This window comes from Allobosea sp. RCC_152_1 (assembly GCF_041360765.1).
Taxonomy (GTDB): Bacteria; Pseudomonadota; Alphaproteobacteria; order Rhizobiales; family Beijerinckiaceae; genus Allobosea; species Allobosea spartocytisi.
Genome location: NZ_JBFUPU010000001.1, coordinates 1,276,149 through 1,299,325 on the forward strand (window position 1 = coordinate 1,276,149; position 23,177 = coordinate 1,299,325).

20 protein-coding genes and 1 tRNA gene are annotated in these 23,177 nt (G+C 65.2%); 12 read left to right on the forward strand and 9 right to left on the reverse strand.

The annotated features are described in order from the left end of the window. Positions 1-143: 143 nt before the first annotated feature. Complete coding sequence (mfd, locus tag AB6806_RS05995) at positions 144-3,692, forward strand: transcription-repair coupling factor (protein ID WP_142020925.1); 3,549 nt, start codon at positions 144-146, stop codon at positions 3,690-3,692. Positions 3,693-3,771: 79 nt separating this feature from the next. Continuing rightward, the gene (locus tag AB6806_RS06000; RefSeq protein ID WP_142020926.1) at positions 3,772-4,293 is read left to right on the forward strand and encodes a hypothetical protein; all 522 of its coding nucleotides are present in this window, start codon (positions 3,772-3,774) and stop codon (positions 4,291-4,293) included. A 36-nt stretch (positions 4,294-4,329) separates the two neighbouring features. On the opposite strand, the gene AB6806_RS06005 is transcribed toward AB6806_RS06000, so the two are convergent. The 6 genes from AB6806_RS06005 to AB6806_RS06030 form a co-directional block, all read right to left on the reverse strand. Next, positions 4,330-6,084 carry a thiamine pyrophosphate-binding protein gene (locus AB6806_RS06005; RefSeq protein WP_142020927.1) on the reverse strand — a complete coding sequence of 585 codons (1,755 nt, stop codon included), beginning with the start codon at positions 6,082-6,084 and terminating at the stop codon, positions 4,330-4,332. A 145-nt stretch (positions 6,085-6,229) separates the two neighbouring features. Next, complete coding sequence (locus AB6806_RS06010; RefSeq protein ID WP_142020928.1) at positions 6,230-7,519, reverse strand: NAD(P)/FAD-dependent oxidoreductase; 1,290 nt, start codon at positions 7,517-7,519, stop codon at positions 6,230-6,232. 95 nt (positions 7,520-7,614) lie between these two features. Further along, the gene (locus tag AB6806_RS06015; RefSeq protein ID WP_112762218.1) at positions 7,615-8,736 is read right to left on the reverse strand and encodes an enolase C-terminal domain-like protein; all 1,122 of its coding nucleotides are present in this window, start codon (positions 8,734-8,736) and stop codon (positions 7,615-7,617) included. A 24-nt stretch (positions 8,737-8,760) separates the two neighbouring features. Then, the gene (locus tag AB6806_RS06020) at positions 8,761-9,540 is read right to left on the reverse strand and encodes an amino acid ABC transporter ATP-binding protein (RefSeq protein ID WP_370954285.1); all 780 of its coding nucleotides are present in this window, start codon (positions 9,538-9,540) and stop codon (positions 8,761-8,763) included. Further along, complete coding sequence (locus tag AB6806_RS06025; protein WP_038367365.1) at positions 9,537-10,199, reverse strand: amino acid ABC transporter permease; 663 nt, start codon at positions 10,197-10,199, stop codon at positions 9,537-9,539. Before AB6806_RS06025 ends, AB6806_RS06020 begins: the two co-directional genes overlap by 4 nt. A 64-nt stretch (positions 10,200-10,263) precedes the next feature. Next, entirely contained in the window at positions 10,264-11,097 is an 834-nt protein-coding gene (locus AB6806_RS06030; protein ID WP_038367363.1) for a transporter substrate-binding domain-containing protein, read from the reverse strand. 174 nt (positions 11,098-11,271) lie between these two features. On the opposite strand from AB6806_RS06030, the gene AB6806_RS06035 reads away from it, so the two are divergent. Further along, positions 11,272-12,201, forward strand: coding sequence for a LysR substrate-binding domain-containing protein (locus tag AB6806_RS06035; RefSeq protein ID WP_248312670.1), 930 nt, complete (start codon positions 11,272-11,274; stop codon positions 12,199-12,201). 212 nt (positions 12,202-12,413) lie between these two features. Then, positions 12,414-12,602, forward strand: coding sequence for a hypothetical protein (locus AB6806_RS06040; protein ID WP_113252323.1), 189 nt, complete (start codon positions 12,414-12,416; stop codon positions 12,600-12,602). An 18-nt stretch (positions 12,603-12,620) separates the two neighbouring features. Here the strand turns inward: AB6806_RS06040 and AB6806_RS06045 are convergent, their stop codons facing one another. Further along, positions 12,621-13,238, reverse strand: coding sequence for an FMN-dependent NADH-azoreductase (locus AB6806_RS06045; RefSeq protein WP_370954286.1), 618 nt, complete (start codon positions 13,236-13,238; stop codon positions 12,621-12,623). A 119-nt stretch (positions 13,239-13,357) separates the two neighbouring features. Between AB6806_RS06045 and AB6806_RS06050 the strand changes: the two genes are divergently transcribed. Beyond that, positions 13,358-14,257, forward strand: coding sequence for a LysR family transcriptional regulator (locus AB6806_RS06050; protein ID WP_370954287.1), 900 nt, complete (start codon positions 13,358-13,360; stop codon positions 14,255-14,257). A 67-nt stretch (positions 14,258-14,324) separates the two neighbouring features. Here AB6806_RS06050 and AB6806_RS06055 read toward each other — a convergent pair whose 3' ends face one another. Next, positions 14,325-15,392 (reverse strand): aldo/keto reductase, encoded by a 1,068-nt coding sequence (locus AB6806_RS06055; RefSeq protein ID WP_370954288.1) that lies wholly within the window; start codon positions 15,390-15,392, stop codon positions 14,325-14,327. Between the two features lie 84 nt (positions 15,393-15,476). Between AB6806_RS06055 and AB6806_RS06060 the strand changes: the two genes are divergently transcribed. Beyond that, positions 15,477-16,061: a TetR/AcrR family transcriptional regulator gene (locus AB6806_RS06060; protein ID WP_185747833.1), complete on the forward strand. Its 585-nt coding sequence runs from the start codon at positions 15,477-15,479 to the stop codon at positions 16,059-16,061. A gap of 79 nt (positions 16,062-16,140) precedes the next feature. Here the strand turns inward: AB6806_RS06060 and AB6806_RS06065 are convergent. Next, positions 16,141-16,230, reverse strand: a tRNA-Ser gene (locus AB6806_RS06065). 457 nt (positions 16,231-16,687) lie between these two features. Here AB6806_RS06065 and AB6806_RS06070 point away from each other — a divergent pair. The 6 genes from AB6806_RS06070 to AB6806_RS06095 are packed head-to-tail and all read left to right on the forward strand — an operon-like array spanning position 16,688 to position 23,173. Then, positions 16,688-17,791 carry a septal ring lytic transglycosylase RlpA family protein gene (locus tag AB6806_RS06070; protein ID WP_113252311.1) on the forward strand — a complete coding sequence of 368 codons (1,104 nt, stop codon included), beginning with the start codon at positions 16,688-16,690 and terminating at the stop codon, positions 17,789-17,791. 49 nt (positions 17,792-17,840) lie between these two features. Next, on the forward strand, positions 17,841-19,070 hold the full coding sequence (locus tag AB6806_RS06075; RefSeq protein ID WP_142020931.1) for a D-alanyl-D-alanine carboxypeptidase family protein: 1,230 nt from the start codon (positions 17,841-17,843) through the stop codon (positions 19,068-19,070). 1 nt (position 19,071) lies between these two features. After that, positions 19,072-19,722 carry a dTMP kinase gene (gene tmk, locus AB6806_RS06080; RefSeq protein WP_370954289.1) on the forward strand — a complete coding sequence of 217 codons (651 nt, stop codon included), beginning with the start codon at positions 19,072-19,074 and terminating at the stop codon, positions 19,720-19,722. Continuing rightward, on the forward strand, positions 19,722-20,792 hold the full coding sequence (locus AB6806_RS06085) for a DNA polymerase III subunit delta' (protein ID WP_142020933.1): 1,071 nt from the start codon (positions 19,722-19,724) through the stop codon (positions 20,790-20,792). The genes tmk and AB6806_RS06085 overlap by 1 nt, the downstream gene beginning before the upstream one ends. A gap of 21 nt (positions 20,793-20,813) precedes the next feature. After that, positions 20,814-22,373, forward strand: a complete 1,560-nt coding sequence (gene metG / locus AB6806_RS06090; protein ID WP_142021075.1) for a methionine--tRNA ligase — start codon at positions 20,814-20,816, stop codon at positions 22,371-22,373. After that, complete coding sequence (locus tag AB6806_RS06095; protein WP_142021076.1) at positions 22,373-23,173, forward strand: TatD family hydrolase; 801 nt, start codon at positions 22,373-22,375, stop codon at positions 23,171-23,173. Before metG ends, AB6806_RS06095 begins: the two co-directional genes overlap by 1 nt. Positions 23,174-23,177: the final 4 nt, after the last annotated feature.

A 23,177-nucleotide genomic window follows, 5' to 3' on the forward strand; every position in this document is an offset into this window, starting at 1 on the left:
GCCGTCATCCCGGGCGTAGCGAAGCATAGACCCGGGATCCATTCCGGAACGCTGCCGATAGAGATTGAGGCATGGATCCCGGCTCGGCGCCGCTTCGCGGCTTGTCCGGGATGACCTGAGATTTTTGGACGAACGACGATCGAATGAGCATTCCTCCTCCCAGCCAGGTTGCCAAGCCGCAGCTCGACCGCCTGCTCGACGCACTGAACCGCGGCGACAAGCCGACGCTCGCCGGCGTGCCCGATGGATTCGACGCCGTCGTCCTCGCCGATCTCACCCGCGCCCGGGCGAAGAAGGCCGAGGGGGCAGCGCTGCTCGTCTTCGTCGCCCGCGACGGCCAGCGCCTGCAGGTGCTGGAGAACGCGCTGCAATTCGTCGCGCCCGATCTCGAGGTGATGAGCTTCCCGGCCTGGGACTGCCAGCCCTATGACCGTGTTTCCCCGGCGCCGGCCATCGTCGCGCACCGGATGACGACGCTCTCACGCCTGGCCAAGACCAAGTCGGGTGACCGGCCGCGCCTGCTGCTGACAACCGTCAACGCCGCGCTCCAGCGCGTACCGGCTTTCGGCAAGGTCGCGTCCGAGAGCTTCTCGGCGGCGCCGGGCAACATGGTCGATATCGAGGAGCTGGCGCGCTGGCTCGACATCAACGGCTATCTGCGCACCTCGACCGTCCGCGAGACCGGCGAATTCGCCGTGCGCGGCGGCATCGTCGACCTGTTCCCGCCGGGCATGCCGGCGCCGATCCGGCTCGATTTCTTCGGCGATACGCTGGAATCGATCCGCACCTTCGATCCGGAGACGCAGCGCACCACCGGGCAATTGCGCGGACTCGACCTCGTGCCGATGTCCGAAGCGCAGATGACGAGCGAGAGCATCCGTCGCTTTCGCCAGTCCTATATTTCCACATTCGGCACGCCCGGCCGCGACGACACGCTCTATGAGGCCGTCAGCGAAGGCCGCCGTCCGGCCGGGCTGGAGCACTGGCTGCCCCTGCTAGCCGAAAAGCTCGATACGCTCTTCACCTATCTGCCCGACGTCCCGCTCGTACTCGACCATCAGGCCGAGGACGCGGTCGGCGAGCGCATCAGCCTGATCAAGGACTATTACGACGCCCGCAAGGCTGCGCTCGACCAGGGCGGGGCGGGCGGCATCCCCTACAAGCCGCTGCTCCCCGATGCGCTCTATCTCTCGCCGGCCGAATGGCGCGGCATCGTCGATGCCGCGGGCGTCGCGACACTCACGCCCTTCCAGTTGCCGGACAGCGAGGGCAAGCTCATCCTCGATCTCGGCGGCAAGCAGGGCCGCAGCTTCGCGGCCGAGCGCGCCGGCGAGTCCGGCAGTGTCTTCGAGGCCGCCGTCGCCCATGTCCGCGCGCTGGAAGCCGACGGCAAGCGCGTCATCCTCGCCGCCTGGTCGGAAGGGTCGCGCGAGCGCCTGGCCCATGTCCTCGAGGATCACGGGCTGAAGAGCGTCCAGATGACCGGCTCGCTGCGCGCGGCCTTCGATCTCAAGCCCGGCACGGTCGCGCTCGCGGTCTGGGGTTTCGAGAGCGGTTTCGAGGCCGGGCGCCTTGCCGTCATCGGCGAGCAGGACATTCTCGGCGACCGCCTCGTGCGTCCACGCCGCAAGACCAAGCGACCGCAGGATTTCATCGCGGAGCTGTCGTCGCTCGTGCCGGGCGATCTCGTCGTCCATGTCGATCACGGCATCGGCCGCTTCATCGGCCTGCAGTCGATCACGGCCGCCGGCGCTCCCCATGATTGCCTGGAGATCCATTACGCCGGCGATTCCAAGCTGTTTTTGCCGGTCGAAAACATCGAGCTTCTGTCCCGCTACGGCTCCGAGGACACCGAGGTCCAGCTCGACCGGCTCGGCGGCGGCGGTTGGCAGGCGCGCAAGGCCAAGCTCAAGCAGCGCATCCGCGAGATGGCGGGCAAGCTCATCCAGATCGCGGCGGCGCGCGCGCTCAAGGACGCGCCGCGCCTCGTGCCACCGGATGGGCTCTACGACGAATTCGTCGCCCGCTTCCCCTTTGAGGAGACGGAAGACCAGCAAAACACCATCGATGCGGTGCTGGACGATCTCGCGGCCGGGCGCCCGATGGACCGGCTCGTCTGCGGCGATGTCGGCTTCGGCAAGACCGAGGTCGCACTGCGGGCCGCTTTCGCGACCGCGCTCAACGGCAAGCAGGTCGCGGTCGTGGTGCCGACGACGCTGCTGGCGCGTCAGCATTACCGCAACTTCGCGGATCGTTTTGCCGGCTTACCTGTCAATGTCGGGCAGGCCTCGCGCTTCGTCGGCTCGGCCGATCTCAAGGCAGTGAAGCAGGGCGCGAGAGACGGCACGATGGACATCGTCGTCGGAACCCATGCCCTGCTCGGCAAGGGCGTCGACTTCAAGGATCTCGGCCTCGTCATCGTCGACGAGGAGCAGCATTTCGGCGTCGCCCATAAGGAGAAGCTGAAGGAATTGCGCGCCGAGGTGCATATGCTGACGCTCTCGGCGACGCCGATCCCGCGCACGCTCCAGCTCGCCATGACCGGCGTGCGCGAGCTCTCGATCATCGCGACGCCGCCGGTCGATCGTCTCGCCGTGCGCACCTTCGTCACGCCCTTCGACCCGCTGATCGTGCGGGAGGCCTTGCTGCGCGAGCGCTACCGGGGAGGGCGCTCCTTCTATGTCGTGCCGCGCATCGAGGACATCGCCGAGGTCAAGGATTTCCTCGACAAGCAGGTGCCGGAGGCCAAGGTCGGCATCGCCCATGGCCAGATGGCGGCGGGCACGTTGGAGGACGTGATGACGGCCTTCTATGACGGCCAGTACGACATCCTGCTCTCGACCACGATCGTCGAGTCGGGCCTCGATATCCCGACCGCGAATACGCTGATCGTGCATCGCGCCGACATGTTCGGCCTCGCCCAGCTCTACCAGCTCAGGGGCCGCGTCGGTCGCTCGAAGACGCGGGCCTATGCGCTCTTCACCGTCCCGGCCAACCGCAAGCTCACCGAGCAGGCCGACAAGCGGCTGAAAGTGCTGCAGTCGCTCGATACGCTCGGCGCCGGCTTCCAGCTCGCCAGCCACGACCTCGACATTCGCGGCGCCGGCAATCTCCTCGGCGACGAGCAGTCCGGCCATATCAAGGAGGTCGGCTACGAGCTCTACCAGCAGATGCTGGAGGAGGCCGTGGCAGCGCTCAAGGCCGGCATCGAGTTCGAGACCGAGACGCAATGGTCGCCGGCGATCCAGGTCGGTGCGCCCGTCATGATCCCCGAGCACTATGTCGCCGACCTGACGCTGCGGCTGACGCTCTACAAGCGCCTCTCGACCATGGACGACGATGCCGAATTGCAATCCTTCGGCGCCGAACTGGTCGATCGCTTCGGCCCGCTGCCGGAGGAGGTCAACCAGTTGCTGGAGATCGTCGCGATCAAGGCGCTCTGCAAGCGCGCCAATGTCGAGAAGGTCGAGGCCGGGCCGAAGGGCATCATCGTCGCCTTCCGCAACAACGAATTCGCCAATCCGGAAGGGCTGGTTTCGTATGTCGCGAAGATCGGCACGCTGGCGAAGGTGCGCCCCGACATGCGTGTCGTCTTCATCGACGATTTCGACAGCGTCGAGCAGCGGCTGAAGGCGACGCGCCGCCTGCTCACAGATCTCGCCCGCATCGCCGAACGCAAGAAGGCAGCCTGAGATCGGGGCCGGACCGCAGACTGTTCCGGCAGCCTGCGGTTGACCCAGAGCGGTGCATCGGTCGATAGTGCCGCCAGTCATGTTCCGTGAGCATCGGCCCGAACAGTCGGAAAACGCCGATGCAAAGCAAAAACCACAGCAAGATGGGGCGATCATGCTGTCGATTTCGAACCGGACTGCCCTGTGCCTGACAGGGATCGCGCTATCGGGCTGCATGCAGTCCATGCCGACGGCGGAAAGCTTGACCAAGCCGACGGTCGAAGCCTTTGCGCGGCTGAGTTCCTGGACGCCGTGGAAGCCGACGCCTGAGCAGGCGCCGCCTCTGGTGATCGCAGACACGCCTCCCGCCCGGCAGGAGATTGTAGCCGTGCCGCTCTCCGAGCCCGCCATCCAGCTGAAGGAACTGCGCCGGCCGGTCGAACGGCACCGGCCTCAGCAGACCGCAAGGCTGTCGACGGCCCGGACTGTGCCGGTTTCGGCGGGGCCGGTCCGCGCGACAGTTCCGCAGGAGAGCGCGCCGCTGCTCCCTGCCAAGGTGTCCTGCCAGACGACGAACCAGCCGGGCGAGCGCGTCAGGATGGAATGCAAGGCCGTCGAGTGAGGCGGTCGCGCCGCCGCCTCGATGCATGTCTGCCTGTCAGAAGTAGCGCACGTCCTCGGCCTCGACACTGAGCGGATCTTTGCCGCGCTTCGTCAGCCATGAGTAAACCGGCGGCACCCGGTCCGCGATCGATTCGACGTGGATGTCGATCAGGCACGGCCCGTCGGTGTAGGCGAAGGCTTTGGCCAGCGCCGCGTCGAGTTCCTCTGAGTTCGTCGCGGTCCAGGCTTTCACATCGAAGGCTTCGGCGATGGCCTGCCCGCGCGGCGGCGTAAAATCGACGCCGAAGCACTGGTTATGGCCTTTCAGGCGATGCAGGCCCTTGATCCATCCGAAAGTGCCGTTGTTGAACAGCAAGAGGATGGCTGGAACCTGCAACCGGACCAGCGTCTCCAATTCGCCGACCGACATCCCGAATGATCCATCGCCGAACATGCCGATGGGCCGGCGTTCCTTGTCCGCGAACCAGGCGCCGACAGTCGCCGGCAGCGCCGAACCGAGGCCGCCGAAGGCGCGCGGGATGGCGAAGCGCGTTCTGCGATCCTTGAGCTTGAGGAAACGCGTCATGTGAGGCGTCGGCGTGCCCGCATCCGAATAGATGTGAGCCGGCTTGCCGTAGAGCTCCAGAGCCTCGTTGAAGCAGCGCACGGCCCGTTCCGGCCGCAGAGGCGTCGCCTCCGAGCTCAACAGGGCTTCGGCATTCGCCCAGAAATTCGCGCGCAGCTCGTTGAGCTGATCCACCCAACCCTGCGTCCGGCCGGCATCGTTCTCGGCGGGAGCCATCTCGATCAGGCGTCGCAGGACGAGGCTGGCGTCGCCCTGGACCGACACCACGTTCTGATAATTGTTCGCCATGACCTCCGGATCGATATCGATCTGGGCGACGCGCTTGTTCAGCGTGATCTTCGGGAAGGTCCAGCCGATGGTGACGACCGAACCCATCCGCGAGCCCACGAAGAGCACGAAGTCGGCATGTTCCAGCGCCCAATTGGCATGCGGATGGAAGCCGTTGTCGCCGATGACGCCGACCGCGAGGCGATGGTCGTCGGGCATGGTGCCCTGTCCGGTCATCGTCGTGCAGACGGGGATGTTCAGGCGCTCGGCCAGCTCGGTGACGTCCGGGCCGGCGCAGGAGCGGTTGACGCCGCCCCCCGAGACGATCAGCGGGCGCTTGCTGCCGGTCAGCAGCGATATCAGCGTGTCGAGCTTTTCCGGGGCAGGGAGCGTCGGATAGGCCGGAAACTCCATGCATTCCGTCTCGACATGCATGGAGATGCGGGCCGGATCGACCTCCGCCATCAGCATATCCTCCGGAATCTGCAGGTGAACGGCGCCGGGCTTGCCGGAGGTCGCGACGCGAAAGGCGCGGCGGATGATCTCCGGCAGCTTTTCCGCCGACTTGACCTGCACGGACATCTTGGTGATCGGCTCGAAAAGACGTGCGCAATCGAGCTCGGTCAGGACGCCGCGGCCCTCGCCCGGCAGGGGAATGTCGATCGTCAGGAGAATGACGGGAACCGAGGAGGCGTTGGATTCCGCGACCGGCGGCAGCGAATACATGGCACCGGCGCCCGACGGGCACTCGAAAACGCCCGGCTTCCTGGTGAAGCGGCCATAGGCGTCGGCCATGTAGCCCGCCGAACGCTCGTCGCGCGCCATGACATGGCGAATGCGGCCCTCGTTCTGTTGCAGCGCTTCATAAAGCGGCACGTTCGTGTCGCCCGGCACGCCGAAGATCACCTCGACGCCATAGCCGATCAGCATCTCGACCAGGATATCCGCGCCACGCATGTCCGAGTTCTCCTTCAATGTCCTGCAATGTCTTGGTATCGACCGGGCCGTTGAGCCGGGAAGCGGGCGGTTCGTTTCGCATTCATTAGCCGCCTGTCCGGGACGGCGGGTTGGCTCGAGCTGCCGCAACCGACGATGCCGGCCCTCATGGCTCGATCCGTCCGAGCCTGAAGCGCCGGGGCGAGTACGGGCCGATGTCGAAGGCGCCTGGCAGCCCCGCCAGATGCTCGGCCACGATGCGGCCTGTCACAGGCCCTGAGGCAAAGCCGACATGACCATGTCCGAAGGCGTAGAAGACATTCGGGGATCGCGTGGATCTTCCGATGACCGGGAGGCCGTCCGGCGTCGACGGGCGATGCCCCATCCATTTGTCGACGCTCAGTTCCTGCATCCGGGCCAGCGCAGGGTAGGTCCGGCGGGCATGGCCGATCAGGATATCGACGCGGCTCCAGTTCGGGGGCGTATCGATTGATGCCAGCTCGACCTGGCCGGACAGGCGCAGGCCCGCCAGCGTCGGCGTGTTCGCCATCTTGCCGTCGCTCGGCATGACCGGGTGGCGCGGTCCTCCCGCATTCAGGGGAATGACGCCGTGATAGCCCCGCTCGCTTTCAAGCGGGATCTCGTCGCCGGCACCGCTGGCCAGTCTCTTCGACCATGCCCCTGCGGCCACGACGGCCTGATCGCATGCGATCAGGCCGATATCGGTTCGGACGCCGACGAGCCGTTCGCCGGCGAACACGAATCCGCCCGCCTTGGCCCGGATCACCTTTGCTCCCCGGGCGGCTGCCATCTCGACGATCTTCGAGACGTAGCGGCCTGGATCGACGCAATGCGCGCCGTCCTCGGCGAGAATCCCGAACCCGTAATGCCGATCGAGATCCGGCTCCCTTTCGGCCAGAGCCGTGGCGTCGAGTTCCCGCCACCGAAGCCCGGTCATCCGCCGCAGATGCCAGGACAGCGCCTCCGCCTCGAAGGCACGCCTGTCCGGATAGGCGTAGAGCAGCCCTTCGCAGCGGATCAGTTCCGGCGTGCCGAGCTCATCGCTCAAGGCTTGGTGGCGCTGCGGGCTGTCATGGAGCAGTTGGCTCAGCGCCTGGGCGGTTGCCTCGACGCGCGGGACGGAGGAGCCCGCCCAGAGGAAGCGAAGCAGCCACGGCAGCAGCCGCGGGACATGCCGCCAGCGAATGACGAGGGGGCTGTCGGGATTCAGCAGATAGCCGGGGATCTTTTTCCAGAGGCCGGGCATCGACATCGGGACGACGGATGCCGGGCTGATCCAGCAGCCATGGCCATAGCTCGCGGACTGCCTGCCCGCCGGCTCGCCGATGTCGATCAGGGTCACCGCATGGCCCGCGCGCACGAGTTCGAGCGCGCTGCAGGCGCCGACGATGCCGCTGCCGATGACCAATGTGTGCGTTCTGGCGGCGTTGGGCATAACCATATCCCCTGGAATTTGGGCAATAGTTCTCGTCTCCGTCACGGCGGGGCCGTGAGCGGCTCAGGAAAAGCGGTGGTGCTTTCAGTCGGGCGTCAGCGCTCGGCGAGGATGCGCGCGTTCGATCTCAGCGAGCGCTCGGACACGCGAATTCCCAGACCTGGTCCATCGGGCACGACGACCTCGCCGTTGCGGTTCTCGATCTTCTCCTCGAGCACGTCTTCGGTGAGGACGTGATGCGGCATGTAGAATTCGCAGCCCAGCGAGATGCCCGGCGTCGCCGCGATGAACTGCGTCCCGGCCGCGAGGGCGATGCCGCCCTCGTAAAGCGTTCCGCCATAGCCGGGGATGCTGGCGAGATCGGCCAGCGCCATCAGCGCCTGCGCGTTGAGCATGCCGCCGGTCTTCATCAGTTTCACCGAGATGGCGTCGGCGGCCTGCAGCCTGATGATCTCCTGCAGATCGCGGGCATCGAAACAGCTCTCGTCGGCGAGGATCGGGGTGTCCAGGTCCGCGGTGAAAGAGGCCATGGCCGCCAGGCAATCGCGCGGCACAGGCTGCTCGATGAAGGTCGGCTTGAACTGGTCGACGTCGCGCAGCTTCTTGATGGCGCCGAATGGCTGGAGCGCCTGATTATAGTCGATGCGCAGGTCGATCCGGTCGCCGAATGCGTTCCGCATCGCCTCGAGATGAGCGACGTCCTCGGCATGGCTCTTCACCCCGGTCTTCACCTTGAAGATCCGGTTGCCCTTCGGAACCATCTCCTCCATGCGCCGCATATCCGCGTCGAAATCCGGATCGGCGATGGAGAAGGAGAGGGGGATGGTGTCGCGAACCCGGCCGCCGAGCAGATCCGCGATCGAGAGCCCCGACGACTGCCCGAGAATGTCGAACATCGCGGTCTCGATCGCGAGCTTGGCTTCGCCATGTCCGACGAGCGCCTTCTTCATCTGCAATGTCAGAGCGCGGATGCGATCGACCCGGGCGCCGATGACGAGCGGGCGCAGATAGATGTCGAGGGCCGCGACGGCGGCCTCGGCCGTGCCGGTGAAGACCTCCCACGGCGCAGCCTCGCCCCAGCCGACGATGCCCGAGGAGGAGGTCAATTCGACGAGGACGCGCTTCACCGTGCCCTTGACGTCGCCGACGCCCTGTTGCCTCGCCATCTTGATCGGGCTTTCGATCAGGAAGACGCGCAAATTGCTGACTGTTTCCATCGTATCGAACTCTTGTGCAGGCGTTTACCGGGGCGACGCGCCCTTATGGAAATGGCTCAGGAACGTCTTCGTCGCGTCCATCCTCGGCGTGTCGATCACCTCGCGCGCCGGGCCCTCTTCCACGACGTAGCCGTCGCGCATGAAGACCACGCGGTCCGCGACATCGCGCGCGAAGGTGATCTCGTGCGTGACGATCACCATCGTCATGCCGTCGGCGGCGAGCTTCTGCATCGCTTGCAGGACTTCGCCGACGAGCTCGGGGTCCAGCGCCGAGGTCACCTCGTCGAACAGCATGACCTCCGGCTCCATGGCCAGAGCGCGGGCAATCGCGACGCGCTGCTTCTGGCCGCCCGACAGCGTGTCGGGCATCTGCGAGGCACGGTCCGCGAGCCCGACCTTTTCGAGCTGCGCCATCGCCTGGTCGGTCGCCGTCTTCCGGTCCAGCCCCTTCACATGGATGGGGGCCTCGATGACGTTGCCCAGCACCGACATGTGCGGGAACAGGTTGAAGCTCTGGAACACCATGCCGGTGCGGGTGCGGAACGCGGCCAGCGATCTGGTCTTGGGCTGCTGGACCGATTTCCCGAACTGGAAGCTGGCTTCCCCGACGCGGATGGTTCCGTCATCGGGGGTCACCAGCAAGTTGATGCATCTCAGCAGCGTCGACTTGCCCGATCCCGACGGCCCCAGCAAAGCGACGACGCCGCCTTGCTCGACCTGCAGGTTGATGTCCTTCAAGACCTCCAGCTGGCCGAAGCATTTCCGCAACCCGGAGATCTCGATCATCGGCGTTTTCGCTGTCATCGGGCCTCTCCCAGGCGGCGCTCGCGGCGGCGGACATACAGCGTCAGGGGGAAGAGGATCATGAAATAGGCGACCGCCACGGCCGAGTAGGTTTCCAGCGGGCGGAAGCTGTCATGGGCCGCGATCTGGCCCTGATAGACCAGGTCGGGAACAGCGAGAACCGACACCAGGGAGGTGTTCTTGAACTGCAGGATCGACTGGTTCATCAGCGCCGGGAGCATCCGGCGCAGAGCCTGGGGCAGGATGATGCGGCGCATGGCCAGCGCAGGCGTCATTCCCAACGCCGAAGCGGCTTCGGACTGACCGGGGTCGATCGAGACGATGCCGCCACGGATGATCTCGGCGTAGAACGAGCCGCCATAGCAGGAGAGGGCGAGAAGCGACGCGGTGATCGGGGTCATTTCGATGCCCGCGATCATCGGCAGCGCATAGTAGCACCAGATCAGCTGCACCAGGACCGGCGTGCAACGAAAGACCTCGATGAAGCCGAGCGCGAACCCGCGCAGAATCCTGAAGCGGGACAGCAGGCAGATGGCCGCGGTCATGCCGATGGCCAGGCCGCCGACGACCGTCGCGGCCGTGAAAGCCACAGTCACGCCCAGACCCTGCAGGAGCAACCAGCGGTAGCCCCACAGGATGGAGAAATCCCATTCATACATGGTGGTGAAGTCCCGTGATCGAAATCGAGCATGGAGGGGCTTAAAGCCCCGCCATATTAGACCATCAGATTTCGAATCCGGGGGGGAAGTCGCTTTCCTTGACGCCGACGAGTTCCATGTTCTTCACGACGGCGTTCTTGATGAAGCCGCTGTCGCGTTCCTTGCTGATCCAGCCATCCACGAATTCGCGCCAGGACTGATCGGCCTCACGCCGGAAGCCCGCATTCGAGGTGGTGAAATCGGCCGGAGTCGGCATGACGATCTCGCCGAGCGCGGCGTTCTTGGCGCGCAGCGAGAGCGAGAGGATCAGAACCAGACACTGCGCATCGACGCGCCCGGCCTGCAAGGCAGCGGTCGCGTCGCTGGCCGTCTTCAATCGCGAGATCTGGGCATTGGGCGCGAGGCGGGTGACGGCGGCGTCATGCGACGAACCGGCATCGACCGCGATCCGCATTTCCGGCTTGTTGAAGTCGCTCCAGCTCTTCGCTCCCAGGCCCTTCTTGGTGACCATCGTGAAGGCGTTCTTGAAGACCGGGCCGGAGAAATCGATGACCTTCTGCCGTTCCGGCGTGGGGTTGAGGCCGAAGAAGACGTCGATCTTGTCGGCCTGGAGATCCAGCACCGAGTTGCCCCACGTCGTTTCCAGGATCGACATCTTCACGCCGAGATCGTCCGCGAGCTTCTTGCAGATATCGATGTAGAATCCGCGCCAGCTGCCGTCGGTGACGCTCTTCTGATAGTAGGGAGCCCCGTCCGCCACGGCTGCGATCCGAAGGGTGCCTGACGCTTTGATCCGCTCCAGGGAACCGGCCGCCAAAGCGCCTTTCCCCGTATAGAGACCGGCTGCTCCGGCAACCGCGCCAAAGCCGATCAGCTTGTTGAACTCACGCCTGTCCATACTCTTCCCCTCTCCAGTTCACATCCGGCGGCTCTGGCTTTCTGCGCCTGAGCTGTTGCCTGTCCCCTCGGATCAGTCGCTCAGGCTCTCTTTATCGAGCCGGACGGACCGAGTTTGACCGGCTCCCCGATGAAACAAAAACGTTGAAAATTTCATCTAGGATGACTTTTAATCATGATGGCCACCGAGGTTCTCATGAGACGTTACCTACCGTCGCTCTCAGCTTTGCACGCATTTGAGGCGGCAGCGCGATTCATGAATTTCACCAAGGCGGCGGAGGATCTGGGCCTCACGCAGAGCGGCATCAGCAGGCAGATCCACAATCTGGAGAAATTTCTCGGCGTGCCGTTGTTCCACCGGTCGGGACCACGTCTGGTTCTGACGGAAGTCGGCGCGAACTATTACCGGGACCTCGCGCTGACGCTGGACAAGCTCCAGGAAATCACCATCGACGCCGTGCGGGGGCGCTCCGTCGATAGCTCCCTCATGATCGGCACCCATCCGACATTGGGCGCGCGCTGGCTCCCCAGGCGGATCGAAACATTCATCCGCGCGCATGCGGAGATCCCGATCGAAGTCACGCTGGCGCCCGCGGATCTGGACTTCGAAACCACGCGCCTCGACATCGCCATTCTGCGAGGGGTCGGGACCTGGCTGAACGCCAGGTCGGTCGAATTGTTTGCCGAAGAGATTGCCATTGTGGCTTCGCCCAAGCTGGTGGAGCTCGGAACGAAGCTCGAAAACGAGGATTTCGCGAAATTCCCGATGCTGCAGAACGCCAGCCGCCCCAGCATGTGGCTGCATTGGCTGCGGCTTTCCGGGCTCAACTATCAGGGCCGAATTCAGGGAACCCGGTTCGCGCACACCGAGATGCTCATCAATGCCGCGGTCCAGGGCATCGGCATTGCCATCGTGCCCGTCTGCTACATCGAAGCCGAGCTCGCTCGAAACGAACTCCATATGCCGTTTGGACCGCCGATCTTGTCGGGCGACTCCTATTATGCGGTCTATCCCGAAAGAAAGGCGCAATTGCCGAGCGTCGTGGCGTTCCGCGGCTGGGTCACGCGCGAGACGCGAACCTATCGAAAGCTGAAGACGCAGTAATGCGCGTCGCCTCCGTCGTTCGGCAGGGCGGCTGAAGGTACCGGACGATGATCTGACCGGCCTTCCGAAAAGCGACCCGCCGCGAAGTAGGCTTTTGAGCTTTTGGAAGATGCCCTGTCGCTGCCCATACCGGCCGGCTCAACGCGCCTCCCGACGACGGCCCTGGAACGCAGCTTGCCCCGGTAGCCCGTACAGGACCGGGAGATGTCATCGTGGGTCAGACTAAGTACCGTCACGACACAAGCCGCACCGCGGTTGTCTCGTTTCAAGCCTCCGAGCGGCATGAGCAAATCGCTTGGCTCAAGGACTTTGCTGTCGGCCTGGCGGTCGCCATCGGCGCCGGAACCGTGTTCGCCCTGGCGATGTCCTTGTGTCACGCGGTCTGGACCGCGCTGAGCTGACTTCGATCGATAACGGCCTCAGGCTGCCGCGGCACGATCGAGTTTCGGAACGACGGCGTCGATGAACCTGTCCATCGTTGCTTCACCCATATCCACGGCCTTGGCACCTTCACCGTGGATAATCCTCACATCGGTGATACCGAGGACGTTGAGAATGGCCGTGAGGTATCGCGGGGCAAAATTGAGGTGGTCGATGGGCGAAGCCTCGCCATAGATGCCGCCGGATGCCAGCACCACGGTGGCCTTCTTGCCGATCAGCAGTCCCTTGCCGTCGAAGCCAAGCGTTACGCCCTTGCGCACGATGTGATCGATCCAGGCTTTGAGGCTGGCCGGGATATTGTAGTTGTAGACCGGCGTGGCGACGACAAGCTCGTCAGCTGCCAGCAATTCGGCAACCAGCGCGTCCGAGAGGCGCAGTTGCTCGGCCATGTCCGAGGTATGGGCATGCGGTGGCGTGAAATAAGCCGATAACCACGGCATGGTCACGTGCGGCAGCGCATCCACGGCCAGGTCGCGCCGCACGATCGCGCCATCCGGGTGCACCTCGAGCCAATTGGCGACAAGGCGTTTGGTCAGCTGACGGGAAATCGAAGCCTCGCCGCGCGCGCTGGTTTCGACAACGAGAAGGTTGGGCATGGCGTCCTCAAGGCTTTGGGCTGAACAGCCGGAACAGATGTGGACGACATGTAGGGCTTTCTATTCAGCGGCGGGAGCGATAATAAACCGATCATCTCTATCGGCTAATGAGATGGATTATGATCGGCAGTCTCAGCCTCGACCAATTGCGCGTCCTGGTGACGATTGCTGATACCGGCAGCTTTTCAGCGGCCGGGCGGCAATTGCGCCGCGCGCAATCGGCAATCAGCCAGTCGGTAGCGACATTGGAAGCCGCGCAGGGCGTCCAGCTCTTTGACCGCAGCACCCATCGCCCCCGCCTGACTGAAACGGGCCGGGTTCTGGTCGATCAGGCCCGACTGGTGCTTTCGAGCGCGGCACGCTTCGAGGCCGTCGCCATCGGTGCGCGAGGCGGGATCGAGCCCGAGCTCGCCCTGGCCATAGATCCGCTGGTGCCTACCGCCCCGCTCATCGAAAGCCTGCGCGCTTTGCACCAGGCCTATCCGCATCTTCCCATCAGCTTCTCGACCGAGGGGCTGGGCGGGGCGCTGCGTCGTTTGCGCAGCAGCGACGTCGCACTGGCCTTCTGCCTGCTGCTGCCGGTGGTGCCCGAGGACGTCGTGGCTTCGCCGATCCTGCGCGTGGCGCTGACGCCCGTGGTCAGCGCCGAACACCCATTGGCAGTGCTTGGTCGTCCGGCAACCCGCGACGACCTGGAGCGCCATATCCAGCTCGTCCTGTCCGATCCGGTCGATCGGGAAGCGAACAATTACGGCCTGGCCAGCGCCACGCGGTGGCGCTTTGTCGACCTCGGCCGCAGACTGGATTTCCTGCTGGCCGGCTTCGGCTGGTGCCGCATGCCGGAGTATCTGATTGCCGATCATCTCGCAGCCGGCAATCTGGTTCGGCTCGAGCTGGCCGAAGATGCCCGTGACCCGGCGAACGCCCTGACCATCTACGCCGCCCGTATGGCGGACCATGTACCTGGCCCGGCTGGCCGGTGGCTCCTTAACGACCTGCAGGCCCGGCTGTCGCTCTGATCCGGTCAAACAGTTGTCGTCAGTATCGCCTCGAAGATGACATGTCAGTCGCCAGAACGAGCAAGGTTCATGTCACCTGGCTCAGTTCACGGACGGGGAGACGGCTGATGCTGTATCCTGTGGCTGTTTCAGCCGCGCGGCGCAGCATGGCCGGGTCTGACACTCCCTGATGGTCGAGCCGCGGCGTATAGGGCGCCTCCAGCCGTGCCGCCTCCTCGTCGGTGAGGCTGATCGACAGGGAGGCCACGGCGTCGTCGATATGCTCTGCTTTCAGCGCACCGACGATCGGAGCTGCCACCACAGGATTGCGACGCAACCAGGCCAGCGCAATCACGGGCCGGCCGACGCCCCGTTCTTCCGCAATCGCCCCCACCGCATCGACAATCAGCTTGTCGCTGTCGGCCGTGGCTGCTCCTAGCTTGTAGACCGCTTCGCTTTCCGCTCGTGCAGTGGTCACACCCCACGGCCGGGCCAGCCGGCCGCGGTTGAGAGGGCTGTAGATGATGGTCTGCACCCCTTCATCGATGCAAAGCGGATGCATCTCGCGCTCTTCCTCGCGGTCGAGAAGATTGTAGCTATCCTGGATCGACACGAAGCGGGCCCAGCCATTGGATTCCTGCAGGTGTAGCGCTTTGCCGAATTCCCAGGCCTTCATGGACGATGCGCCGAGATAGCGGACCTTGCCGGCCCTGACGACATCGTTCAGGGCCGCGAGCGTTTCTTCCCAGGGGGTGGTCCTGTCACGACGATGGATTTGGTAGAGGTCGATATAGTCGGTGCCCAGGCGCCTGAGGCTCATATCGACTTCGGTCATGATCGCCTTGCGCGATAGCCCCATACTATTGGGTCCGTCGCGCATGGGGGCGCTGAGTTTGGTGGCGATCACCACGTTTTCGCGGTGTGCAAAGTCCTTCAGGGCCCGCCCGAGGATCTCCTCGCTGGAACCGTTCGAATACAAATTGGCGGTGTCGAAGACATTGATGCCCGCCTCGAGTGCATGGCGAACGAGACGTCGACTTGCTGCCTCGTCGAGCGACCAGGAAGGGTAACCGCGCGACGGGTCCCCGAACCCCATACAGCCAATAGCGATAGGCGAAATATCGAGGCCCGTCCGGCCGAGCTTGGCATATTGCATGTCCGTCTCCACATGCACTATATTCGGACAACTGTCCGCTTGTTGCCAAATAACGGACAATTGTCCGCTTAGTCAAGAGGCGATATGGCTGCACAAGAGGATGGATTGCGAGCGGACGCCCGCGCCAACCGTGATCGCATCCTCGAGGTGGCACGAAAGGCCCTGACCGCCGATCCCGAAACGCCGCTCAGCGCCATCGGCAAGGCAGCCGGAGTCGGGCAAGGCACGCTCTATCGGCACTTCCCGACGCGGGAAGCTCTGGCCCTGGCGATTTATCGCAAGGAGATCAACGCCCTTGCGGCTCTCGCATCCACGCTTCTGCAGGAGCATCCGCCGCTGGAGGCATTTCGTCTGTGGTGCGCCCAGGTGGCGGATTCCAGCGCCATGAAGCGCGGCGTGGCAAAACTTCTGCAAGGGGCCACGTCCGAGGATGACGAACGCGAAACCTATCAGCAGATGCTGTTGGCAGTGCGTTCACTCATCGCTGCATGCGAGACCGCCGGCGCGATTGATCGCGATGCAAATGCCGATGATGTTTTGATGCTTCTCGGAGTCCTCTGGCAAATCCCATCCCATCGCGGCAGGGATGCTCAGGCAGCGAGGATCATAGCGCTCATCTTCAGGGGGTTGGGTGCCGAAGACGAGCCAGGCAGCCTCGCTGGACCATGAAGCTCGTTCTGTGTTGGAGCGCGTGTCGGGGGTATGGTTCGCTATGCCAGTTGGCGGCGATGCAGTGATCGGCAACCAATGGCGGAAGGGGTGGGATTCGAACCCACGGTGGGCTTGCACCCACGGCGGTTTTCAAGACCGCTGCCTTAAACCACTCGGCCACCCTTCCGGTGGCCCGTTCAATGCCGCTCGCCCACAGATTTTGCAAGTGGCCCGGAAGCTGTCCCGTGCACAGCCGTTCGGCTCAAAATCACGCCGATCCGGCGATTTTCGACCGCTTTCGAGGCCCGGCGACCACCCTGTTCCGAGCGTGGCATAGGCGCAACGTTCCCCCGAAAAAACCGAAGGGTCGGCGGATCGGGTTGACACGTGTCCGTTTTCCGACACTTTTGTGCCCGCTCCAAGGCAGGGGATGGCCCTCCGATGGCGGCGCGTCGCGCTGTCTTCGTTTAACGATCCCTTAATGGAATTAGCCGAAAACTCGGCAAGGTCGCGCTTGCGACTTTGGTCCGGCGCGACGTTTTTGGCTTGAAAGACGGAATGACGGCATGATTCGAGGCGCTCGCTTGTCGACCATGGAAACGTCCTCCGAAGACTCCGGGTCGATCACGGCGCCCTCTGGCTCCATGTCCATTGCAAGACTCGGCTGCGTGGTTCTCGCCGGGCTGCTCGTCGCCAACTGCGCCGGAAATCAGGTTGCCGGTCGCCGCTCCAAGGAAATCGGCGCCTTTCCGCAGTCGAAATACGGCGCCGCCAGCCCGCGCGTCATCGCCGATGGCGAGCCGGTACCGAAGGGCGGGGGGCGCCTGCTGGTCGGAAAAGCCTATTCGGTCGCGGGCAAGCGCTACGTCCCATTCGAAAAGCCCGTCGGCTACAGCGCCGTCGGCACGGCCTCCTGGTATGGCGAGGCTTTCCACGGCCGCCGAACCTCGAACGGCGAAGTCTACGACCGCAACAGCATCACCGCCGCGCACCCGACCATGCCGCTCCCGGCATATGCGCGCGTCACCAACCTCCTCAATAACCGTTCGATCATCGTGCGCGTAAACGACCGCGGACCGTTCCATGGCGGCCGCCTGATGGACGTTTCGCAGAAGACGGCCGAGGCGCTGGCCTTCCGCCATCTCGGCACGGCCCGCATCAAGATGGAATATCTCGGCCAGGCCTCGCTGGCGGGCTCGGACGATAATCTCCTGCTTGCGACGCTGCGCACGGACGGCTCGCCGGCTCCGATCCCCGGAACCAGCGCGCGCACCATGGTCGCGAGCGCGAGCGGGGTGTCGACCACGCGCACGCCGACCCCGGACCTGGACACACAGCCCGCATTCGAGCCTGAACCGGCCCCGGTCAGCGCGCCGCCAGCCAGCCAGCCGGTCGCGCAGGCTTATGCGCCGCCGCAGCCGCGCGTCGTCGCGCCGAGCGACCCCGTCGTCGCCAGCTTGGCCTCGGCGAGTTCGAGGCCGCTGAATACGCCGGTTTCGACGGCTGCGGGTACGCCGGTTCATGCCGCGCCGCTGCCGCCCAACCGTCCGTTCGATCTCGACACCATTGCCAACGCAGCCCGGCCGGTCGCGGTTCCCGCGACCCTGCGTACGACCTTGCCGCCGGTGCGGGGCAATGTCGCAAGCCTGTTCGCCACGCCCGAGAAGGCGCCGGGCGAGCGCTTCTCCGGCAATCACCCGCTGAACCGGCTGGCACCGCAGACGCTGCAATCGCTGGCACGGAATTGACGCTGGCCCGGCTTGACCTCGGCCGGGGCGCTCTGCTTCAGATCGGAGTATGAGCGCGACGTTTGACCCGACATCGCAAGGCAGGCCGTTCCCCCTCGCGGGAAGGTTTCTGCGCGGGTTGGCGCTGCTGCTTCTCGTCTTCGTCGCGGCTCCCGAAGCGCGAGCCCAGAATTTCCAATCGCAGGCGCCCTTCGCCTTCCTGCTCGATTCCGACAGCGGCGCGGTTCTCTACGAGAAGTCGGCCGACGATCCGATGGTGCCGGCCAGCATGGCCAAGATCGCGACCGCGCTCGTCGCCTTCCAGGAAATCGGGGCAGGGCGGCTCAATCTCGATAGCGAGATCGGCATTTCCGAGAATGCCTGGCGCAAGGGCGGCGCCCCGGCGCGCGGCACGACGATGTTCGCGATGGTGCGCAGCCGGATCAAGCTCTCCGACATCCTGCAGGGCTTGATCGTCCAGGCGGGCAACGACGCGGCCATTGCGCTGGCCGAAGCGATCGCCGGCGACGAGGCGACCTTCGGCCGTATCATGACCGAGCGGGTGAGGGCGCTCGGCCTGACGAAATCCGTCTTCCGCAACGCGACCGGCATGCCCGATCCCGAACAGCGGGTCACGGCGCGCGAGCTCGCGCTGTTGGCGAACCACATCGTCAAGACCTACCCCGAGCTCTACAAAATCTTCGGCCAGAAGGAATTCACCTGGAACAAGATCCGCCAGGTCAACCGCAATCCGCTGCTGACGATGGAGATCGGGGCGGATGGATTGCAGACCGGCGATCTGGAGGAATCCGGCTATGGGCTGGTCGGCTCGGCCATCGAGAACGGCCAGCGGCTGATCGTCGTGGTGAACGGGCTCAAGAACGGGCGGGACCGCGCCGCCGAGGCCCGCAAGCTGCTCGAATGGGGTTTCCGAGCCTTTGAGAAGCGCCAGCTCTTCGCCGATGGCGAGGTGATCGGCGAGGCCAGCGTCTATGGCGGCGAGAAGGGCCGCATTGCCCTGCGGACCAAGGGCGCGGTCAGCCTGCTGTTGCCGCGTGGCACGGGCGAGCGCCTCTCGGCCCGGATCGTCTATCAGGGCCCCTTGAATGTGCCGGTGCAGGAAGGCGCCGCGGTGGCGCAGCTCGTCGTCTCGCGCGGCGATGTGAAGACGCTGGAGGTTCCGCTCTACGCCGCGGAGACGGTCAAGGCGGGGAGTTTGCAGAGCCGGGCGCTCGATGCCTTGCTCGAAGTCTCGACCGGCTGGGTTCGTCAGGCGCTCGCCCGGATCACGCGGTCCTGACGTGCAGCACGGTCATTTCATCACGCTGGAAGGCGGCGAGGGCGCCGGCAAGTCGACGCTGGCGAGGACGCTGGCGCAACGGCTGCGCGATGGCGGCGCGAGCGTCGTCACGACGCGCGAGCCCGGCGGCTCGCCAAAGGCGGAAGCCATCCGCGAGGCCATCCTGGCCGGCCGCATCAAACAATACGGCGCCTTTGCCGAGGCGCTGATGTTTTCGGCGGCGCGGATCGACCATATCGACCGCCTGATCCGCCCGGCTCTGGCGCAGGGCAACTGGGTGATCTGCGATCGCTTCATCGATTCGACCCGCGTCTATCAGGGCGTCCTCGGCGATATCGACGCGAGTTTGCTCGGCGAGCTCGAACAGGTCACCATCGACGGGCTGATGCCGGAATTGACGCTGATCCTCGATCTCGATCCCGAAATCGGTCTCGCCCGCGCCGCCAAGCGTCGCAGCCCCGGCGAGAGCGTCGATCGTTTCGAAGGCGAGGCGCTCGCCTTTCATCGCAAGCTCCGCGGGGCCTATCTGGACATCGCCAGGCGCGAGCCGCAACGTTGCGTCGTGATCGATGCGGCGCTGCCGGCGGAAGAACTCGCCGACGCCGCCTGGAACGCCCTGCGCGACCGCCTCCCAATCGGACCGGAATCCTGATGCGCGAGACCAGCGACGAACCAGACCGGCTGCCCATCGCGCCGCATCCGCGCGAGACCCTGGCCCTGATCGGCCACGCGTCGCAGGAACGCGCCTTCCTCGATGCGCTGCGCGGCGGCCGGATGCATCATGCCTGGCTGCTCGGCGGCCCGGAGGGCATCGGCAAGGCGAGCTTCGCCTATCGTGCCGCGCGCTTCATGCTGGCGGCGGGCGATCCCTCGGAGCGGGCGGCCCGTAGCGACAGCCTCGCCATGCCGGAGAACGACCCGGCGACGCGGCGCGTCATGGCCCGCTCGCATCCGGATCTGCATCTGCTGCGCCGCAGCCTGAAGCCGGACGGCAAGAGCTACACCAGCAACATCCCCGTCGATGCGGCTCGCCGCGTCATCGACCGCTTCGGCGCCAGCGCGGCGGAAGGCGGCTGGCGCATCTGCATCGTCGATTCCGCCGAGGATATGGACCGGCCGACCGCGAACGCCCTGCTGAAACTGCTGGAAGAGCCGCCGCCAAGGGCGCTGTTCCTCATCGTCGCCCATGCGCCGGGAAGGCTGCTGCCAACGATCCGTTCGCGCTGCCGGCTCCTGAGCTTCGAGCCTTTGCCGGCCGAGCAGGTGCTCGAGGCCGGGAGCATCGCCCTGGAGCGCATGGAGACGCCGTTCGACGCGTCGGCCCTGCTGCGGGCGTCCCATCTCGCGGAAGGCTCGGTCAGGCGCGCCCTGACCTATGTCGATCCCGAGACGCTAGCGCTGGTCGAGGCGGTGCGGGCACGGCTCGATGCCTTGCCGCAGATCGACCTTGCCGCCCTGCTGGCGCTGGCCGAGGACGTCGCCGGCAAGGCCGGCGAGCGCGACTTCGCCGTGATGATCGAGACGGTGCAGGGCTGGCTCTCCGACCATCTCCACGCGCATGCTGCGGCGCAACCGGCGCGCCTTGCACCGCTGGCGGAGGTATGGGAAAAGCTGGAACGTTCGGCGCGCGAGGTCGAGACCTATAATCTCGACCGCCGCCCGCTGGTGATGTCGATGTTTCATGATCTGTCGGCTGCGGTTTCCCGCTCGCGCGCAGCGTGAAGCGAAGCTCTCGGACAGATGATGGCCACGGCCCCGAAATTCTACCTGACGACCGCGATCCACTATACCAACGGGCCGCCGCATATCGGCCACGCCTATGAGATGGTGGCCGCGGACGCGATCGCGCGCTTCAAGCGGCTCGACGGCTACGACGTCTTCGCCATGACCGGCACCGACGAGCACGGCCAGAAGGTGCAGCGCACGGCCGCTCAGAACGGTCTTTCGCCGAAGGCGTTCGTTGACGGGATCGCGGCCCGCTTCCACGAGATGGAGCAGGCGCTCGGCTGTTCCTTCGACCGTTTCATCCGCACCACCGATCCTGACCACAAGATCTCGACCGACGAGCTCTGGCGCCGGATGGAGGCCAATGGCGACATCTATCTCGCCAAATATTCCGGCTGGTATTCCGTCCGCGACGAAGCCTTCTACGGCGAAGAGGAGACCACCCTCCAGCCCGACGGCACGCGGCTGGGCGGGCAGGGGACCCCGGTGGAGTGGGTCGAGGAGGAGAGCTATTTCTTCCGCCTCGCCAAATACCAGGACGCGCTGCTGAAGCTTTATGCGGACGTGCCGGACTTCGTCTCGCCCGAGACGCGGAAGAACGAAGTCGTCTCCTTCGTCAAAGGCGGGCTCGAGGATCTCTCGATCAGCCGCACATCCTTCGACTGGGGGCTGCCCGTTCCGGGCGACCCGAAGCATGTCATGTATGTCTGGGTCGACGCGCTCAACAACTACCTGACCGGAACGGGCTTTCCCGATCCGGCGAGCCCGCGCGCCCATTACTGGCCGGCCGACGTCCACATCATCGGCAAGGACATCGTCCGCTTCCACACGGTCTATTGGCCGGCCTTCCTGATGTCGGCAGGGCTGCCGCTGCCCAAGCGCGTCTTCGGCCACGGCTTCTTGCTGAACAAGGGCACCAAGATGTCGAAGTCGCTCGGCAATGTGGTCGACCCGTTCGACCTCGCCGCGACCTATGGCGTCGACCAGTTGCGTTATTTCTTCCTGCGCGAGGTCTCCTTCGGCCAGGACGGCAATTACAGCCATGACGCCATCGTCGGGCGGATCAATGCCGACCTCGCCAACGATCTCGGCAATCTCGCGCAGCGCTCGCTCTCGATGATCGCCAAGAACTGCGAGGGCAGGGTGCCGCCTTGCGGGACGCTGACCGAGGCCGACGACGCGATGCTCGCCATGGCCGACGGCGCGCTCGCCAGGGCGCGCGAGGCGATGAAGGATTTCGCCCTGCACAGCCTGCTCGCCGAGATCTGGGCCGTGGTGGCGGAGGCGAACCGCTATTTCGCCGCCAACGAGCCCTGGCGCTTGACCAAGACCGATCCGGCCCGCCGTGACACCGTGCTCTATGTCACGATCGAGGTGATCCGGCAGGTCGCGATCCTGGTGCAGCCGGTGATGCCGGTGGCCGCGGGCAAATTGCTCGACCTGCTTGGCGTTCCGGCCGAGGCGCGCAATTTCGCGGCACTCGGCAAGGCCGGTCGTCTGGGCAGCGGGACAGCGTTGCCGGCGCCGAGCGCGGTCTTCCCGCGCTATGTCGAGCCCGAGGATGGTCAGGCCGCGTGATGCTGATCGATACGCATTGCCATCTCGACTTTCCGGATTTCGCCGAGGACCTGCCGGCCTATGTCGCGCGGGCCGAGGCCGCCGGCATCGGCCGGATGGTGACGATCTCGACACGGGTGGCGCGTTTCGCGGACTATGCCGGAATCGCCGAGCGCTTTCCCTCGGTCTGGTTCTCGGTCGGCACCCATCCGCATCAGGCGCATGAGGAGCTCGACGTCACGGCCGAACGGCTCGTCGAGCTGTCCCGTCACCCACGCTGCGTCGCCATCGGCGAAGCCGGGCTCGACTATCACTACGATTCGAGCCCGCGCGAGGCGCAGGCGCAGGGGTTCCGCACGCACATCGCCGCGGCGCGCATGACGCAGTTGCCGCTCGTCATCCATTCGCGCGAGGCCGATGACGACATGGCGGCGATCCTGCGCGAGGAAATGGGGAAGGGCGCCTTCCCCGCCATCCTGCATTGTTTCACGGCCGGCGAAGCGCTGGCGATGACCGGCGTCGAGCTCGGCCTCTATGTCTCCTTCTCCGGCATCCTGACCTTCAAGACCTCCGAGAACCTGCGCCGGATCGCCCGCATGGTTCCGCGCGAACGGCTGCTGGTCGAGACGGACGCGCCCTATCTTGCGCCCGTGCCGTTCAGAGGCAAGCGTAACCAGCCCGCTTATGTCGCTGAGACAGCGAAGGTTCTGGCCGATACGATCGGCGTCGACTTCGACGAGGCCGCCCGGATCACCACGGAAAACGCGCAGCGTTGTTACTGGAAGATGGATCACGCCGCGCCCGTGGCGCAGGTCGCCTGATCCG

Coding starts and splice junctions, on each gene's coding strand:
- mfd (WP_142020925.1), top strand. CDS start 144: ATGAGCATTCCTCCTCCCAGCCAGGTTGCCAAGCCGCAGCTCGACCGC.
- AB6806_RS06000 (WP_142020926.1), top strand. CDS start 3,772: ATGTTCCGTGAGCATCGGCCCGAACAGTCGGAAAACGCCGATGCAAAG.
- AB6806_RS06005 (WP_142020927.1), bottom strand. CDS start 6,084: ATGCGTGGCGCGGATATCCTGGTCGAGATGCTGATCGGCTATGGCGTC.
- AB6806_RS06010 (WP_142020928.1), bottom strand. CDS start 7,519: ATGCCCAACGCCGCCAGAACGCACACATTGGTCATCGGCAGCGGCATC.
- AB6806_RS06015 (WP_112762218.1), bottom strand. CDS start 8,736: ATGGAAACAGTCAGCAATTTGCGCGTCTTCCTGATCGAAAGCCCGATC.
- AB6806_RS06020 (WP_370954285.1), bottom strand. CDS start 9,540: ATGACAGCGAAAACGCCGATGATCGAGATCTCCGGGTTGCGGAAATGC.
- AB6806_RS06025 (WP_038367365.1), bottom strand. CDS start 10,199: ATGTATGAATGGGATTTCTCCATCCTGTGGGGCTACCGCTGGTTGCTC.
- AB6806_RS06030 (WP_038367363.1), bottom strand. CDS start 11,097: ATGGACAGGCGTGAGTTCAACAAGCTGATCGGCTTTGGCGCGGTTGCC.
- AB6806_RS06035 (WP_248312670.1), top strand. CDS start 11,272: ATGATGGCCACCGAGGTTCTCATGAGACGTTACCTACCGTCGCTCTCA.
- AB6806_RS06045 (WP_370954286.1), bottom strand. CDS start 13,238: ATGCCCAACCTTCTCGTTGTCGAAACCAGCGCGCGCGGCGAGGCTTCG.
- AB6806_RS06050 (WP_370954287.1), top strand. CDS start 13,358: ATGATCGGCAGTCTCAGCCTCGACCAATTGCGCGTCCTGGTGACGATT.
- AB6806_RS06055 (WP_370954288.1), bottom strand. CDS start 15,392: ATGCAATATGCCAAGCTCGGCCGGACGGGCCTCGATATTTCGCCTATC.
- AB6806_RS06060 (WP_185747833.1), top strand. CDS start 15,477: ATGGCTGCACAAGAGGATGGATTGCGAGCGGACGCCCGCGCCAACCGT.
- AB6806_RS06070 (WP_113252311.1), top strand. CDS start 16,688: ATGTCCATTGCAAGACTCGGCTGCGTGGTTCTCGCCGGGCTGCTCGTC.
- AB6806_RS06075 (WP_142020931.1), top strand. CDS start 17,841: ATGAGCGCGACGTTTGACCCGACATCGCAAGGCAGGCCGTTCCCCCTC.
- AB6806_RS06085 (WP_142020933.1), top strand. CDS start 19,722: ATGCGCGAGACCAGCGACGAACCAGACCGGCTGCCCATCGCGCCGCAT.
- metG (WP_142021075.1), top strand. CDS start 20,814: ATGGCCACGGCCCCGAAATTCTACCTGACGACCGCGATCCACTATACC.
- AB6806_RS06095 (WP_142021076.1), top strand. CDS start 22,373: ATGCTGATCGATACGCATTGCCATCTCGACTTTCCGGATTTCGCCGAG.